Raw genomic sequence first — 15,936 nt, 5'->3', positions numbered from 1 at the left:
TGTCTGTGTGAGGATATATTATATATTACAAATATTAAGAATGAATTGGTGATGTGATTAGAATGAACACTAACGAACGTATTCCGTTGTATCAGCAGATTCAAGATTATATCCGACATGGCATAGCATCAGAGAAATTAAAGCCTGGGGATCGTATACCGACAGAGAAGGAGCTGATGGATCAGTTCCACGTGAGCAAAATTACGGTGGCCAATGCTTTAACGGGCCTGGCGAATGAGAAATTGATAGCCCGAGTACCAGGGAAAGGCAGTTTTGTAGCAGAAGAAGGGGACCTCAGCCAGAATCGTCTGCATGCCGAAGCCCCATCCAAGAGAAGGGAAAGCGTCCTGACCAGGGGACTGATCGGTGTGATTATGCCAACGATTCACGATTACTTTGCGATCCGGCTCGTGGAGGGGATCGAGGAGGCGCTTAGCAGTGAAGGCTATCGCTGCATGATTATGTTGACCAGCGGCCAACTCGAGAAGGAGAAGGAGGCGATCAAGGAGCTGAAGGCACTTGGAGCAGACGGGCTATTGATCTTTCCGGTTGATGAAGAGAACTACAATGAGGAGATACTCGGCATGAAAATGTCGGATTTTCCGTTCGTCCTGATCGATCGCTACTTGCCCGGAATTGAGACTCACTTTATTGCGGCAGACGGCCGTAAAGGAGCGCGACTTGCCGTTGAACACTTGTGGGAACTCGGTCATCGCGATATAGCGATCTGTTCGGACTCTCCGCTGCAAACCGTTACGGTACAAGAGCGGATTGAAGGATACGTTGAAGCGTTAAAAGACAAAGGGGCACTCATCAATCCCGCTCATATGATTACGGACTTCAATCCACTTAGCGTATTGAAAGACGCTGAAGCTCATCCGCTCTATCGCTATATCCGCAATCGTATGGTGACTGCCTATATTTCACTGAATGGCAGGCTCGGCGTACAGATCTATCAAATGGCTAAGCAAGCCGGGCTGCGAGTGCCGGAAGACGTGTCCATTGTCAGCTTTGATGATCCGACCTCCATTGTAGAGGAATTCAGCATCTTTACTCATGTTAAGCAGTTCGAAAGGGACATGGGACTCCGAGCAGCGAATAAGCTTCTTGAAGTTTTAGGGCATGACGGGGCAGGCAAAGGCTACAGTAAAATGTTGATCGAGCCCGAGTTGGTCGTACGACAGACTTCCGGTATTGTTCCGGCAACATAATACATGAACGTGATATTAGGGAAGAGCATCTCCAAGATTCTAGATCTGGCGAGATGCTCTTCTTGCTGGTTGGCGAAGTATCCGGAGGAAGCAGCAATTAGTGACCCAATAAGCCGGCTGTCTCTAGTCGATTATTGCTCAAAAAAGCGGCTATCAACCTAATACTGACAACGGCGGTGCAGGGATTGTCTTCTCAGCACCGCTATTCTTTTGCGATAATTATAAAAAATATATTGAATATATAGATAATGTATATTATATTTTAGGAAATGCTGGATCATTAGACATTGATGTATCACATTCCACTTTGGATGAGGAGGTTATGATCATGTCTCGAAATCGAAATGAAGAGCGAACCGGATTTCAGGAGTCGGCTCCTTATCATCCGGATTACGACTTGCAGACAGACTTCGTGATGGTCTACGGAATTGACGAGACGATGCCGCAACGCATTCAGGCCTGGAAAGACAAAGGTTATATTGTACATCTGATGACTGGCGTCGCTTGGGGAGAGTACAACGATTATCTGGATGGCGCGTTTGATGGTGAAGAACACTGGGACGAAGCTCAGACCGATCGTCACGGCGATATGATCCTCCATGGCAAGCAGCCCGTGATCCCATATATGGTGCCGACGATTTCATTCGGACGTTACATCGCGGAACGAATTCGCATCGCGGTTGATGCCGGGGTGGAGGCGATTCATCGTGGAGGAACCCGAGTTCTGGGTCAATGGAGGTTATTCTGAGGCGTTTAAACGAGAGTGGCAACTCTATTATAAAGAGCCGTGGACTGCGCCACATACATCGCCGGAAGCTCAATATCGAGCCTCTAAATTGAAAGCGTATTTATATACGCGAGTGCTGGATCGGTTATGTGCAGAGATGAAGGATTACGCATTGAAACGATATGACCGCGTGCTTCGCTTTTACGTACCCACGCATAGTTTAGTAAATTACACGCAATGGCGAATCGTGAGTCCGCAATCCCAATTGATCGAGCTTCCGTCCATTGACGGTTACATTGCACAGATCTGGACTGGAACCTCGCGTACGCCCAATGTGTATGAAGGGGTGCGTAAAGAACGAACATTTGAAACCGCTTACCTCGAATACGGCGTCATGCAAGAGCTTGTAAGAGGGACCGACAGGCGCATGTGGTTCCTGCATGACCCGATCGAAGATAACCCGAATCATACGTGGACGGATTATCAGCAGAACTACTTGAAGACGGTGGTCGCTTCCCTTCTTCATCCCGGGGTCGCGCATTATGAAGTTTCTCCTTGGCCGCGGCGCATCTTCAAAGGCAGCTATCCTGCCGAGGACGGACGGGGTAAAGAACGCATACCGCCCGAATATGCTACCACCCTGTTACAAGTCATGCACACGCTCGGCAATATGGAGCAAAATGTCCACCAAGCGGATGAAGAACCGCTTCAAGTAGGTCTGCTTATTGCCGATTCGGCGATGTTCCAGCGAATGAAATCCGATCCGAATGCCCCGGGTGCCGGGAAGTACGACGGGACGGACCCGGAAGGCTTTCTCGAAACGGGGGATACGGAGCTACTGGACTTCTCGCCCTTCTATGGACTGGCACTTCCGCTGATCAAGCATGGCATTCCCGTCCGGCCGGTACAGCTCGACAACGTGAGACGCTATTCAAGTTATTTGTCTTCATACCGTGTCCTTGTCCTTAGTTATGAGTTCATGAAACCGGAATATCCGGATATCCACAATGCACTGGCGCAATGGGTGCGAGATGGCGGGGCTCTCATCTACGTTGGCGACGACAGTGATCCCTACCACAACATTCGGCATTGGTGGAATGATGATCGACTGCGTAATGAAGCGGAGGGAGGGCTGCGATCTCCGCGCGAGCATCTCTTCACGCAGCTAGGCGTGAGGCCAGTAAAGGAACAGGTGCACGCGGTTGGTCAAGGGGCGCTTACGTGGCTGGAAGTCAATCCTGCGGAATTGGCTTTATCCGCAGCCGGAGCGGATCGCTTACGTCAAGCCGTTAAACGAACGGTGTCGTTCCTGCGAGGCAATGATGCGGATTGGAAACCCAAGCATTATTACAAATTACAGCGAGGTCCCTACGTCATTGCTTCCGTGCTGGAAGAATCCGTTAGCCGCAAGCCGCTGGTTATACCGGGTCCGCTCGTCGATCTGTTTGATCCGAAGCTTCGCGTGCTCGAACAGGCCATCCTCGAACCGGGACGACAAGGACTACACTTCGATGTAACAGCCGGCCGTCCTTCCGATCACCAAGTGGCCGTCATTGCTGCTTCTTCTCGCATCGAGGAATTGATCCAAACCGAAGCGGGATTTCATTTCTCGGCCAGGGGGCCGGCGAATCTTCGGGCAAGTGCCAGATTGTATTGCCCTACGAAGCCACTGTCAGCGCACTATGCATGTCAAGACTCATCACAGCCGGTTTCCATGGCATGGGATTGGGATTCCGCGACTCAGACGGTACTGCTTGAGTATGAGCATGGCAACGGTAATCATGCCAAGGTTCATGTGAGTTGGGGAGAGGGCTCGTAAGCAACGGTAATTCAGAGAGGAGCATTGCAGCATGCCATACGAACCGATACGACCAGAACGATTAAGATCATGGTTAGATAAGCTTCGGGAAGCGATATATGAGCCGGTAGCTGAATTAGGCATCGCAGCCTGGGTCACCGCAGAGCCTGTACCATTCGAGGAACGAATGCAAGGCAATCATGTCAAGCTTGCAGCAGGAGACCGGTGGGGGGAGTTATGGGACTGTGCCTGGTTCTGTTTCACCGGCACGATCCCTGCGTGGCAGAACAGCGGCAACGAGAAGCTTGTCCTGCTGATTGATGTGAACGGCGAGTTGTGCATCGTGGATCAGGAAGGAACTCCTTATCAAGGATTGACCACGGTAAACTCGGAGTTTGATTTTACGCTTGGATTGCCCGGCAAACGCGTCATCGATCTTGAGCAACTGCCAAGCAGCGGGAACGCTCTTGAAGTGTGGGCGGATGCGGGAAATAACGACTTGTTCGGGAAATACCGCGGCGGCACGATTAAAGAAGCGACTATTGCGATCTGCCATGAAGAGATTAGAAGCCTCTACTATGATGCGGAAGTATTGCTGGAGGCGGCGGAGCAACTGCCAGCCGGTTCGGCGCGGAAAGAGAAAATGTATCATGCGTTGTATCTTGCATCTATGGAATTATCGGATTTCTCGGCAACGCGCGTGGAGCGAGCACGAAGTTTATTGCATGACCAGTTGGCCCTTCGCAACGGCGATGCCGTGCTCACGCTCAGCGCAGTCGGTCATGCGCATATCGACCTGGCGTGGTTATGGCCGATTCGCGAAACGATTCGCAAGGGCGCCCGTACCTTCTCGACAGCGCTCCGCATGCTGGAGCGCTACCCTGACTATATCTTCGGAGCGAGTCAGCCTCAGCTCTATGATTGGATCAAACATCATTATCCGAAGCTGTATGATCAGATTCGCGAGAAGGTACGCGAAGGTCGTTGGGAGCCTCAAGGCGCAATGTGGTTGAATCGGACACGAATGTACCGGGAGGTGAGTCTCTGGTACGACAGATCCTGTACGGCAAGCGATTTTTTCAGCAAGAATTCGGACAGGAGATGAAGTCCTTGTGGATGCCGGACGTGTTCGGATACACGGCAAGCCTGCCGCAAATATTGAAGAAATCCGGCGTGGACTACATGATGACGCAGAAGCTCTCTTGGAGCGAATATAACCGTTATCCGCATCATTCCTTCTTCTGGGAAGGGATAGATGGATCCAAAGTGTTGACCCACATGCCACCGGAGGATACGTATAACAGTCCGGCAGCACCACGCTCCATCGCCAAAGCCGAGCGCGAATATCTCGATAAGAACGTATCCCAACATGCCCTCATGCTGTTCGGGATCGGTGATGGCGGCGGCGGTCCGGGGGAGGAGCATCTGGAGCGACTATCGCGCGAGAAGAATCTACTCGGATTGGCGCAGGTAGAGCAGGTGCCTTCCTTCATCTTCTTCGAACGGCTAGAACAGGAGGCAGAGCACTTTAAGAGTTGGCGCGGCGAGCTGTACCTGGAGAAGCATCAAGGCACGCTGACCAGTCAAGCCCGCAACAAGCGATACAATCGCAAGCTGGAAAAAGCGCTCAGAGAGCTGGAGTTCGCATCGGTGCTGGCCCATGTTGCGCTTGGTCGTAACTACCCGCAAGAGACGCTGGAGACCATCTGGAAAGAAGTGCTGTTGTACCAATTCCACGATATTCTTCCGGGTTCCTCGATCAAGCGTGTCTATGATGAATCTTTAGAGCGCTATGAAGCACTACTGGAGCAAACGGAGACGCTGATTAAGCGCACGTATGAAGCATTAAGCCAGCAGATCGCAGCGGTTCAACCTTCAACGGCCGGGATCGCCCTGTTCAATTCTCTTCCATGGGAACGAATAGAGTGGATTGAGGTGAATGGGTATTGGCAACAAGTGCGTATACCAGCCATGGGACATACCATCGCCACCGCACCAACCGGGACGGATAACGATGCAGCCATAGCGACGTCTCAAGGTAAAGCTATGGTTCGGTTACTTCCGCAAACGGAGGAAATGACGCTTGAGAACGACATGGTCCGTGTACGATTCGCTTCGAATGGAACGATTGCATCGATTGTGGATAAAGAGGTTCAACGAGAGATTATCTCCCCAGGAGGGCAAGCAAACCATCTTCGGGTGTACCATGACGATGGTGATGCGTGGGATTTCAATCATGATTATGCCGCCGCATCCGGTCAAGAACTTGCGTTAATGCATGTGGAGCAGCAAACCGAAGGCAAGATTGACCAACTGATTTTCCATTATCGCTACGGGGAATCCGAACTGGTTCAGACGGTCAGTTTGAAGCAGGGGCGTCGCCGCATTGATTTTGCTACCAAGGTCGATTGGAGGGAAAGAGGCAAAATGCTGCGCACCTCCTTTCCCCTGGATATCCGGACAGAGCAAGTGGTTGGGGAGATACAATTTGGGAGCATCAGCAGGCCGACGCACCGGAACACGATGTGGGATTTCGCCAAGGATGAGATCTGCGCGCATCAATGGATCGACTTGTCCGAACCCGATTATGGCGTAGCGCTCCTGAATGACTGCAAATACGGGCATCGAGCCTATGATAACGTACTCGACTTGAATCTGCTTCGCAGCAGCGGCTATCCCGATCCCGAAGCGGATCTGGCAGAACACCGGTTTACGTATTCCTTATTCCCACATCCGGGAAACCATGTGGAAGCCGAGGTGTACAAGCAAGGGCATGAACTGAACGTGCCGCTGCGCATCGTGAACCTGATGGAAACAACGGTCCAAGCAGAGATCGATCGTTCGTTACCCGCCTCTCACTCATGGTTTACACTGGATGATTCGCTCATTATGGTGGAATCGGTGAAGCGGGCAGAAGACAACGGTGATATCATTCTTCGTCTTTATGAGACCTCGGGCACTCGATTAACGGCGCGGCTGCGAATCGGATTTGCAGTTGTCGAAGTATGGAGCGTTGATCTGATGGAGCAGCCATTATCACCACTCGCATGATCGGCGATTCCGAGGTAGACGTGTCCTTCAAGCCATTTGAGATCGTAACGCTGCGATTGAAGGTGATGTCGTCATGAGCGGGCGGAAAGGTTCATGCAGAGTCGAGCTGGGAAAGGAGGTGGGAATGTGATGAGAAATCGTATGGCTATCCACCAACTCCTGAAGCGAATTTGGCAGCATAAGCTGTTCTACCTCTTCATGCTGCCCGGGATCATCTGGTTTTTGTTGTTCTCCTACGTGCCGCTGTACGGCATTCAGGTGGCTTTTCGTGATTATACCTTCGTCGGCGGCTTCAGTGGGAGTCCGTGGGCGGGATTCAAATATTTCCAGCAATTCTTCGCTTATTACCAATCTGGCGATATTATCCGCAATACGGTGATCATCAGTCTGATGAAGCTGTTGATTGGTTTTCCGATGCCGATCATTCTGGCCTTGCTGCTGAATGAAGTGCGCATGCTGAAATTCAAGAAAACCGTGCAGACGCTATCCTATCTGCCTTACTTCGTGTCCTGGATCGTGGTGGTTACGTTGATGCAGCGCCTACTGACTCCATACGGTGGTCCGGTAAACGACCTGCTCGTATCTTTCGGAGCTGAATCGATTCAATTCCTGAACAATCCGACTTGGTTCTACCAGATGATTGTCGGCTCGGATATATGGAAGAACATCGGCTGGAACTCGATTATCTTTATGGCGGCCATTGCCGGGATCGATCAGCAGTTATATGAAGCAGCGAAGATCGATGGTGCCGGACGTTACCGCCAGATGTGGCATATTTCACTGCCGGGCATTCGCACCGTGGCCATCATTCTGTTTATTCTCGCAGTCGGCAACCTGATGAGCGCGGGTTATGAACAGTTGCTTCTATTGAGTGGTCCAGCCACGGCCAGCATGGGCAGCGTGCTTGACGTCCATGCCATTAATTCGGGTATTCGCGAGGGTCGCCTTAGTTATGCGGCCGCGGTCGGCTTGTTCCAGAGCATTATTGGATTGATCCTGGTGTTGACGGTCAACCGCATCGCCAAAAAAGTCAGTGACGTATCCCTGTTCTAAGGAGGTGACGATATGAAGCGCAAATGGTCAATTTTTTCGATTCTTAACTACACGGTATTATCCATCGTTGGTTTTGCCATGATTTATCCGTTTATCTACATTCTGGCCTATTCGCTGAATGACGGTAAAGATTCAATGCTAGGCGCGATTTATTTCCTGCCACGAAAGTTTACGCTGGACAATTATGCGCAGGTCTTCGACAATGCCCGCATCTGGCAGGCTTATCAGATTACTTTGATGCGCACGTTGATCGGTACATTCCTGCATGTCGTGCTATGCACGCTAATGGCGTATGCACTGTCGAAGAAAACATTGCCGGGACGCTCTTTCTTTACCTTTTATATCTTCCTGCCGACGATATTCAGTGCAGGTTTCATTCCGTTCTTCATCACGCTGCAGAAGTTGAATCTGATTAATTCATTCTGGGTGTACGTGCTGCCGATGCTGTTTAACTTCATGCATATCGTCATCATTCGGACATTCCTGCAAGGCATTCCGGAAGAACTGGAGGAATCCGCTCGTATTGACGGTTACGGGGATTTCCAGATTTTCTTGAAGATCATTTTGCCGCTGTCCGGACCTGTACTGGCTACGATCTCGCTCTTTATCGGGGTTGCGCATTGGAATGACTGGTTCTCGGGCGCCTATTACGTCTCAAACAAGAATCTGATTCCTGTCCAGACCTTATTGCAAGAGATGCTGACTGAAGCCGAGGCGTTATCGAACTCGATGCAGCGCGCGGCACAACAGGGCGGACAAACAGTTGGCGGTACCGGCGGCGCAGGGGCAACACCGGAATCACTGCGGATGGCTTTGCTTGTTATTACCGTCTTCCCGATTTTGTGCATCTATCCATTCTTGCAACGCTATTTCGTAAAGGGGGTCATGATCGGTTCGGTTAAAGGTTAGGTTAAGGAATCCTGACCCGTTCTTTCGGGCATATGCCCAAGATGTTGATATTCCTAATCCAGGAGGCGATTGGTTTGAATAGGATTTGGTCGAAAGGCGTATCCATTTTGCTCTTGTCCACAATGGTTGGAAGTTTGCTCATTAGCTGCACGAACACATCAGGATCGGAGAACACCGGGGAAGGAGGCACGCTAAAGATCCTTCATAATTGGAATGGTTCCAACGGATCGGATAGCATAACGCCGATTGAAGAAGTCATCAAAGAGAAGACGGGGGTTACGCTGCAATGGGAATACACCAAAGGCAGTGAGACGGAGAAGGTGAACCAGATCTTCGCGACGCAGGATCTGCCGGATATCTATACTGGTCCGGCGTGGGGCGGTGAACTCGATGGGATGATCAAGGCCGCCAAGGAAGGTCAGCTGGTTGATATTTCCGATAAGCTAGCGGATTATCCGAACCTGGCGAAGTCGATCGCCCAAGAGAATGTGCCGCCGGCATTATATGAGAAAGCCATTGATGCATTCGATGGGAAAAAGTATCTGCTGCTGCAGAATCAGCCGGCAACGAACGAAGACGGGATGGATTGGCTGTACGGCTTCTATGTCCGCAAGGATATTGCCGAGAAGATTGGCATCGATCCGCAATCAGTCGTGACGAAGGATGATTTCTATAATTTCCTGAAGGCGATTAAAGACGCGAATTTGCAAGAGAATGGGCAGCCGGTCTTTCCGCTTGGGGGCTTCAGCAACGGCTGGGCGGTCGGCATCGGCAACACGATGTTCTCCACTGGAGCGAGTTATGTCGATAAGGGCGATGGCACGGTAGAACATGACTTCTTCACGAAAGGGTATGAGGAATATACATTATTCTATCGCCAATTGCTCGAAGAAGGACTACTCGATCCGGAAACGTTCACGCAAACCGATCCAATCGCCAAGGAAAAGATCAACCAAGGGCGCATCGCGATTCTGGCCGCGCATTACCCGGCGATTCTGGATGCATCCAAAGAATATGTGGATGCTCATCCTGGCAGCGATTACATCCCACTCGGCCCGCTTGAGCGTGCGGGGGTTGAGCAGGGTCGTCCGGCTGATCTTGGAATTCAGGGCAACAATGTCACAGCCATTACGAAGAATTGTAAAGGCGCGTGTGTAGACGAAGCGCTGAAATTCCTGGATTTCATGGCGTCCGATGAGGGCTTCCTGCTCGCACGATATGGTGTGGAAGGCACTCACTGGGAGATGAAAGACGGTAAGCCTGTCGCGAAGCAGGAATGGTTCGACAAATTCATTACCGACGCGAATATGAAGCTGCGCAAGAATGAGGGCATTAGTATCGGCCTCGAATCCTTGACGGGGCTGGATCGGATCAATTCCGTAGGCGGCGGCGACATCTGGGCAGGTCAGGAACGGCTCGATGCAATGGAGAATGCGCGGAGCATTCTGCGCCCGAACGGCGTTCATGTTATCAGCGCTTACAATCCGGGCGATGTCATTACGAAAGCCCCGGAATGGGAGATGCTGAAGCCGTCCATTGACCGGATGGGAGATGCCTGGAAGGAAGCTGTGTTTACGAAATCGGATGAAGCGGCGATGAAGATTATTAACGAACTGCGTGATCAGCTCAAGAAGACGGGATACGATAAGGCGATGCAGTTCACGAATGAGAATCTTGCAGGCAAGGAGATTGTGACGGTGCAGATGCCCAATTAGCATAATTAGCATGGTCACGATGAAGATCGGCTTGTCCTGCGCAAGGCTTTGCCATACCTTGGCATTCAAGGAGCGCGAAGCCTTGCGCGTTTTTTTGTCGCATATGGCAAGGAGATCCAGTCTCCATGAAGAAATGAAGAAGACAACCATCATTCTCTCTAAGGAGTTGAAATGCAATGACAAATACATTCAGACCTCCATCCGTGCCGCTGGTTACGGTGGATCCTTATTTCAGCGTATGGTCGGCAGCGAATCATCTGTATGATGAACCGACCCGGCATTGGACCCATCATGTGAACGGCATGGTGGGAATTGCTACGATCGATGGGAAGACGAGAAGATTCATGGGAACGGTCGGAACGGAGGATTCCACAGCATATCCTGGGCCGTTAGCGCTTGAGCAGACCAATTTGACGGTTGAACCCGTAACCACCCGGTATACGTTTCAAGGGGAAGGGGTTGAACTCAAGCTTCACTTCTTCACGCCGCTCTTGCTGGACGATCTCGATCTATTGTCTCGTCCGGTCACTTACGTGGATTTCGAAGTGCGCTCGATTGACGGGGAAGCGCATCAAGTCAAGATCTACATCGATGTCACCGCCGAATGGTGCGTTCATACAACCGATCAGCAAGTCAGCTGGAAGCGTCACGTGATTGACGGTCGACTCCATGCCATGTCGATGGGAACCGTTGATCAACCAATTCTGCAACGTGTTGGCGATGATACCCGCATCGATTGGGGGTACGTGTACATGGCGGTTCCGCAAACAGGAGATAACCAGACCGTGATCCATTCGGTCGCCAGTCGCGAGTCGTACGCGCAGTCAGGCTCATTGCCATCTGAGGATGAATCGAATCATCCAAGAGCCGCTTCTGACCAAATGCCGGTCTTGGCAACCGAATTGAACATGGGTTTGGTACGAGAGGAGCGAGTCTCGCAATTCCTGATGCTGGCGTATGACGATATTCATGCGGTTGAATATTTCCAGAAGCCGCTGGATGCGTATTGGAAGCGTGACGGTCTCACTTTTCACGAAATGCTGTTAGTCGCCGCTGATCAGCATGATGCGATCATTACGCGATGTGAGCGCTTTAATGAACAGCTTATGGCAGAGAGCCTGGCCGCAGGCGGTGCGAAGTATCGGGATATACTGGCACTGACATACCGACAGGCAATTGCCGCGCATAAATTGGTTGCCGATGAAACGGGAAATGTTTTATTTTTCTCCAAAGAGAATTTTAGTAACGGTTGTATTGCCACGGTGGACGTCAGTTACCCGTCGATTCCATTGTTTCTGCGATATAACCCGGAACTGGTCAAAGGAATGATGCGCCCGATTTTCGAATATGCCAAGAGCCCGGATTGGGTGTTTGACTTTGCCCCGCATGATGTGGGAACGTACCCGAAGGCTAATGGTCAAGTCTATGGCGAGAACAAATTGGAGTTTCAGATGCCAATCGAGGAATGCGGAAATATGCTCCTGATGGCTGCTGCGGTATGCAAATACCAGAACAATGGGGATTTTGCCCAAGAGCATTGGGAAGCTCTTACGCAATGGGCGGCATATCTTCTTCAGAACGGTCTCGATCCGGAGCATCAATTATGTACCGATGACTTCGCGGGTCATCTGGCGCACAATGCCAATCTATCCATCAAGGCCATTCTCGGTATAGCGGCATATTCCTATATGTGCGCCAAGCTTGGACGTCAGGAGGGGGCCGCTTATCGAGAGGCTGCTCAGCACATGGCGAAGGAATGGGTGTCCATGGCGGATGCCGGGGATCACTATAAGCTGACGTTTGATAGCGGACCTGATACGTGGAGCATGAAATACAATCTGGTGTGGGATCGTTTGTTAGGCTTGCATCTGTTCCCGGCTGATGTTGCTGCACGTGAGTTGGCATATTATCAGTTGCAACAGAAGCGCTACGGCCTCCCGCTGGATAGCCGGGATACGTATACGAAGTCGGACTGGCTGATATGGTGTGCTCCATGAGTGCGACGCAGGAGCAGTTCGCGTCATTCATCTCGCCGCTATGGGATTTCTTGAATGAATCGCCTGCGCGCGTACCGGTTACGGATTGGTATGATACGATCACAGCCAAGCAGCTGAATTTTCAGAATCGCTCGGTCGTGGGCGGGTTTTTCATCCGCTTGCTGACGCAAGCAGGGGATGACCATGAACAACGTTAAAACAGCGAATCGTTTGGAACTCCAGGAGCTGATAGATCAATTCGAGAATCCGGCTCCAACCTTCCGGCCACAGCCGTTCTGGTTCCTGAACCATAGGCTGGAGAAGCCGGAACTTGAGCGGCAGATTCAGTCAATGGGGGAAGCGGGCGTCGGTGGCGTCGTTCTGCATGCACGTCACGGGATGCAAGCCCCTTATTTATCGGCTGATTTCATGGAGGCGCTTGCGTTCTGCACGAAGGAATGCGCGCGGCGTGACATGGTCGTCTGGTTATATGACGAGGACAACTGGCCCAGCGGAACCGTTGGCGGCAAACTGACGCGGCAGCATCCTGAATACCGCATGCGTTATTTAAGGATGGAGGAGAAGCGGTTCGCGTGGGCTGAAGCTCAAGAGGCGTTACCGCTGGATTTCGTCCAGCATGATCACAATGAATTAATAGCTATATTGGCGTATCGTGCAACGGAACGCGAAGGGCAGTGGCTGCTATATGATGATCCGGTAGATATTACTCATCTATGGGGGCATGATTGGAAGCCGGATACGGAAGATTGCTATATCGTGCTGGCTTGCTGGTCTTGTGAGATCGCGGAAGGTATGACGTTCGCTCAAGGTTACTATCTCGATACGCTAAATCCTGCAGCCGTCCAAGCGTTCATTCACATGGCTTATGAACCGTTCCACGCATTGCGGTCTTATTTCGGTTCTACAATCCAAGGGGTGTTCACGGATGAACCAGGTCTCATGATTCATGACGGATTCTTCGGCGTGGAAGCGATCCGAACCGCGGTGGACGATGTGGGCGCCACTTTGCCCGGCATGGTGTTTGCTTGGACCGAAGGTATGGCGCAGCGCTATCAGCAAGAGAATGGTTATGATCTCATTCCACGGTTAGGTGCACTATTATATAACATGGCCGACGGGAGCCGATCCACTAAACAGCAATATTATGACACGATCACCCGGTGGTATGTCGAAGGTTATCATGCGGCGATTCGGTCATGGTGTGAGCGGCAAGGACTGCTGTATATCGGACATACGCTTGAGGAGCCGGTCTGGGGGCAGGCCAGGTCCCAGGGCAATCAGACCCGTGTGCTGCAGCAGTTCCATTACGCCGGGGTAGATTATCTAACGCCGGGCATTGGAACGAAGGAGAATCCGCACCGGATCGTCTCCGTCAAGACGGCGGCTTCCGTGGCGCAGCTGGATTCGAAGGAGCGGGTGATTTGTGAATCGTTTGGCGCTAGCGGCCATGGCTATTCCATGCGGCAGCGTCGGCTGGATGCCAACTTTATGGCCTTCCTGGGAGTAAATCTGTTTATCCCACATGCGTTCTATTATTCCTTCGCCGGGATCAGGAAGACGGATTTTCCGCCGACGGAGTTCCTACATGCACCCCATTGGCCGCATTACCGGGCGTTTGCCGATTATCTCGGGCGATTAAGCTGCTGGGAGCAAGCTCAACAAGAACGCCGAAGGTATTGTTAATGTCGCCGATTCATACGGTATACGAAAATATGTTCGTATCCGGGGGATCGAATAAACAACCTTCTTCCGATGTGTTGTTCTCGCGATTATCTGATCGTATGCTACGCGAATCCATTGATTACGACTATGTGGATGAATGTCAGCTTCGCGAATCGACCCTCGTGAAGGGGGAGGGGCTTCGATTTACAGTGAATGAGAACATATATTCGGTTATCGTGCTGCCGGAGATCGAAGTTATGACTAAAGATGTCGCACAATTCCTTCTTTCTTTTGTTAAGCAGGGCGGCACACTGATCACGATAGGCACCATTCCGCAACACAGCGAGTCTCTGCACCAAGATCCGGCGCTGGCAGCAATCATGCAAGAGCTGTTTCCGCTACAACCGCTGCATGCCGAATTGCACAAGGTGGATAAAGGATACAGCCTGTTTTATTCCTTAAAGGAGCAGAAGGACGCGGCGCCAGCGGAGTCCGCAGTTGAAGAGCAGACGGTGGAGCAGCATGTTTCGCTTGAGCGATTCTGCGTTCGCTTGCGTGAAATGTTAAGCCGATCGCCTGCCATTCGCTGGAGATTAATTGAAGGACAGAGTGGGGATTTAATCACTGTAGAACGTGTGTTCGGTAATCGTGTGTTTGCATGGCTGATGAACTGGTCGGAGCAATCGATCTCGCTGCAACTGGAATCAGGAGCAGTACCGTCCATGATTGAGGAATGGGATTTGGAAAGCGGGAAAATAAGCCCATTCAACCAAGATGCCGTTCTATCATTTGCCCCGGGAGAACTTCGTGTGGTCTCGGTTCAGACTCCACTTCAGACGAGTACAGAGATGTTGCAGGAAGCCAAGAGCGGTGCCGTAAGGATCTCGGAAGATATCGTTCTTCTGCCGGAAAAGTGGCAGTTCCAAGCCGTTGACGGAAACGTTTTTCTGTTGGATCAATGGCAGGTCACGTTGAATGATCGTCAATCCAGGATGAATGCAACCATGCCGGGTCAAGTGAATACGTACCGTACCGTGTTCAATGTGTCATCGGCATTGATGGAACGTTTGCAATCGAAGCGGGGGATAAGTTACCCCGAAGGCAGTTTGAAGGATCGATTTGCGAAGGTCGAGCTTATCCTGGACGATGTACAGCAGCGCATTCCCTCTCACATCGGATTTTTACAGCGCAGGCGGAATCTCGAAATTTTCGTTAACGGCGTGCGGCAGAATTCGCTTCAGCCATCGTCATGGCAAGACTCGTATTATGATAGCTTAGATATTACCTCGCAGATCAAGGCGGGCGAGAATGAGCTGGAGATTCTGACCGTTTCTTTATTAGAACCCATGCCGGCCATATCCTTTCCCGCCTATCTGGTTGGATCATTCATTATAGAAGACCAGATGACGTTGAACGTGGAGTCCGAGCATATATGTGGAACTTGGGACACCGCAGGTTATCCTTATTATTCAGGAGCGGGAGTCTATACTCAGCATGTGGATTTGAGTCCGAGCGACCTGGATGCTAGCGATGAGATCTGGCTGGAAGCTGAAGATATTCGTGAGACAGCCTGCTTATACGTGAACGATAAGGAGGCAGGTGTTCGTTTGTGGCCGCCATATCACTGGAACATCACGGATTTTGTAGAGCAGGGGAGCAATAGAGTGACGCTACAGGTGGCCAATACACTGGATAATTTGTACGGGAAGGCTTTATTGTGTTCCGGAGTGAATGGAAGGGTGAAGTTGGTACGGCGTTCGTGGCGTTAGGATAAACGTGTTGATGTATTATTGAATGGCTGCACTCTAAAAGA

At 51.2% G+C, this 15,936-nt stretch carries 11 protein-coding genes and 1 pseudogene; all 12 read left to right on the top strand.

Annotated elements, in window-relative coordinates:
- Positions 1 to 62: 62 nt before the first annotated feature.
- The 12 genes and pseudogenes from JCM10914_RS23910 to JCM10914_RS30915 all read left to right on the top strand — a co-directional run bounded on the left by JCM10914_RS23910 (position 63) and on the right by JCM10914_RS30915 (position 15,892).
- Positions 63 to 1,211 carry a GntR family transcriptional regulator gene (locus tag JCM10914_RS23910; RefSeq protein WP_023965649.1) on the top strand — a complete coding sequence of 383 codons (1,149 nt, stop codon included), beginning with the start codon at positions 63 to 65 and terminating at the stop codon, positions 1,209 to 1,211.
- A gap of 328 nt (positions 1,212 to 1,539) precedes the next feature.
- A complete protein-coding gene (locus tag JCM10914_RS30940) occupies positions 1,540 to 1,959 on the top strand; it encodes a hypothetical protein (protein ID WP_023965647.1) in 420 nt (139 codons plus the stop codon).
- Positions 1,919 to 3,757 carry a hypothetical protein gene (locus tag JCM10914_RS23905; RefSeq protein WP_023965645.1) on the top strand — a complete coding sequence of 613 codons (1,839 nt, stop codon included), beginning with the start codon at positions 1,919 to 1,921 and terminating at the stop codon, positions 3,755 to 3,757. Before JCM10914_RS30940 ends, JCM10914_RS23905 begins: the two co-directional genes overlap by 41 nt.
- Before the next feature lie 31 nt (positions 3,758 to 3,788).
- A pseudogene (locus JCM10914_RS32020) lies at positions 3,789 to 5,524 on the top strand (alpha-mannosidase); the annotation flags it as partial.
- Positions 5,525 to 5,707: 183 nt separating this feature from the next.
- Positions 5,708 to 6,787: a glycoside hydrolase family 38 C-terminal domain-containing protein gene (locus JCM10914_RS32015; protein WP_370570277.1), complete on the top strand. Its 1,080-nt coding sequence runs from the start codon at positions 5,708 to 5,710 to the stop codon at positions 6,785 to 6,787.
- A 129-nt stretch (positions 6,788 to 6,916) separates the two neighbouring features.
- On the top strand, positions 6,917 to 7,840 hold the full coding sequence (locus tag JCM10914_RS23895; RefSeq protein ID WP_023965639.1) for a sugar ABC transporter permease: 924 nt from the start codon (positions 6,917 to 6,919) through the stop codon (positions 7,838 to 7,840).
- A gap of 12 nt (positions 7,841 to 7,852) precedes the next feature.
- A complete protein-coding gene (locus tag JCM10914_RS23890) occupies positions 7,853 to 8,749 on the top strand; it encodes a carbohydrate ABC transporter permease (protein ID WP_023965637.1) in 897 nt (298 codons plus the stop codon).
- Positions 8,750 to 8,823: 74 nt separating this feature from the next.
- A complete protein-coding gene (locus tag JCM10914_RS23885; protein WP_023965635.1) occupies positions 8,824 to 10,464 on the top strand; it encodes an extracellular solute-binding protein in 1,641 nt (546 codons plus the stop codon).
- Positions 10,465 to 10,640: 176 nt separating this feature from the next.
- A complete protein-coding gene (locus JCM10914_RS23880) occupies positions 10,641 to 12,461 on the top strand; it encodes a glutaminase family protein (protein WP_023965633.1) in 1,821 nt (606 codons plus the stop codon).
- Positions 12,458 to 12,658 carry a DUF1793 domain-containing protein gene (locus tag JCM10914_RS30925; protein WP_023965631.1) on the top strand — a complete coding sequence of 67 codons (201 nt, stop codon included), beginning with the start codon at positions 12,458 to 12,460 and terminating at the stop codon, positions 12,656 to 12,658. The genes JCM10914_RS23880 and JCM10914_RS30925 overlap by 4 nt, the downstream gene beginning before the upstream one ends.
- Positions 12,645 to 14,144, top strand: coding sequence for a glycosyl hydrolase (locus tag JCM10914_RS30920; protein WP_023965629.1), 1,500 nt, complete (start codon positions 12,645 to 12,647; stop codon positions 14,142 to 14,144). The genes JCM10914_RS30925 and JCM10914_RS30920 overlap by 14 nt, the downstream gene beginning before the upstream one ends.
- Positions 14,144 to 15,892, top strand: a complete 1,749-nt coding sequence (locus JCM10914_RS30915) for a glycosylhydrolase-like jelly roll fold domain-containing protein (RefSeq protein WP_023965627.1) — start codon at positions 14,144 to 14,146, stop codon at positions 15,890 to 15,892. The genes JCM10914_RS30920 and JCM10914_RS30915 overlap by 1 nt, the downstream gene beginning before the upstream one ends.
- The last annotated feature ends 44 nt before the right edge of the window (positions 15,893 to 15,936 follow it).

The organism is Paenibacillus sp. JCM 10914, assembly GCF_001315105.1.
Taxonomy (GTDB): domain Bacteria; phylum Bacillota; class Bacilli; order Paenibacillales; family Paenibacillaceae; genus Paenibacillus_AQ.
Note: the sequence above shows the minus strand (reverse complement) of the source record. Positions and strands in the feature narration are given on the sequence as shown.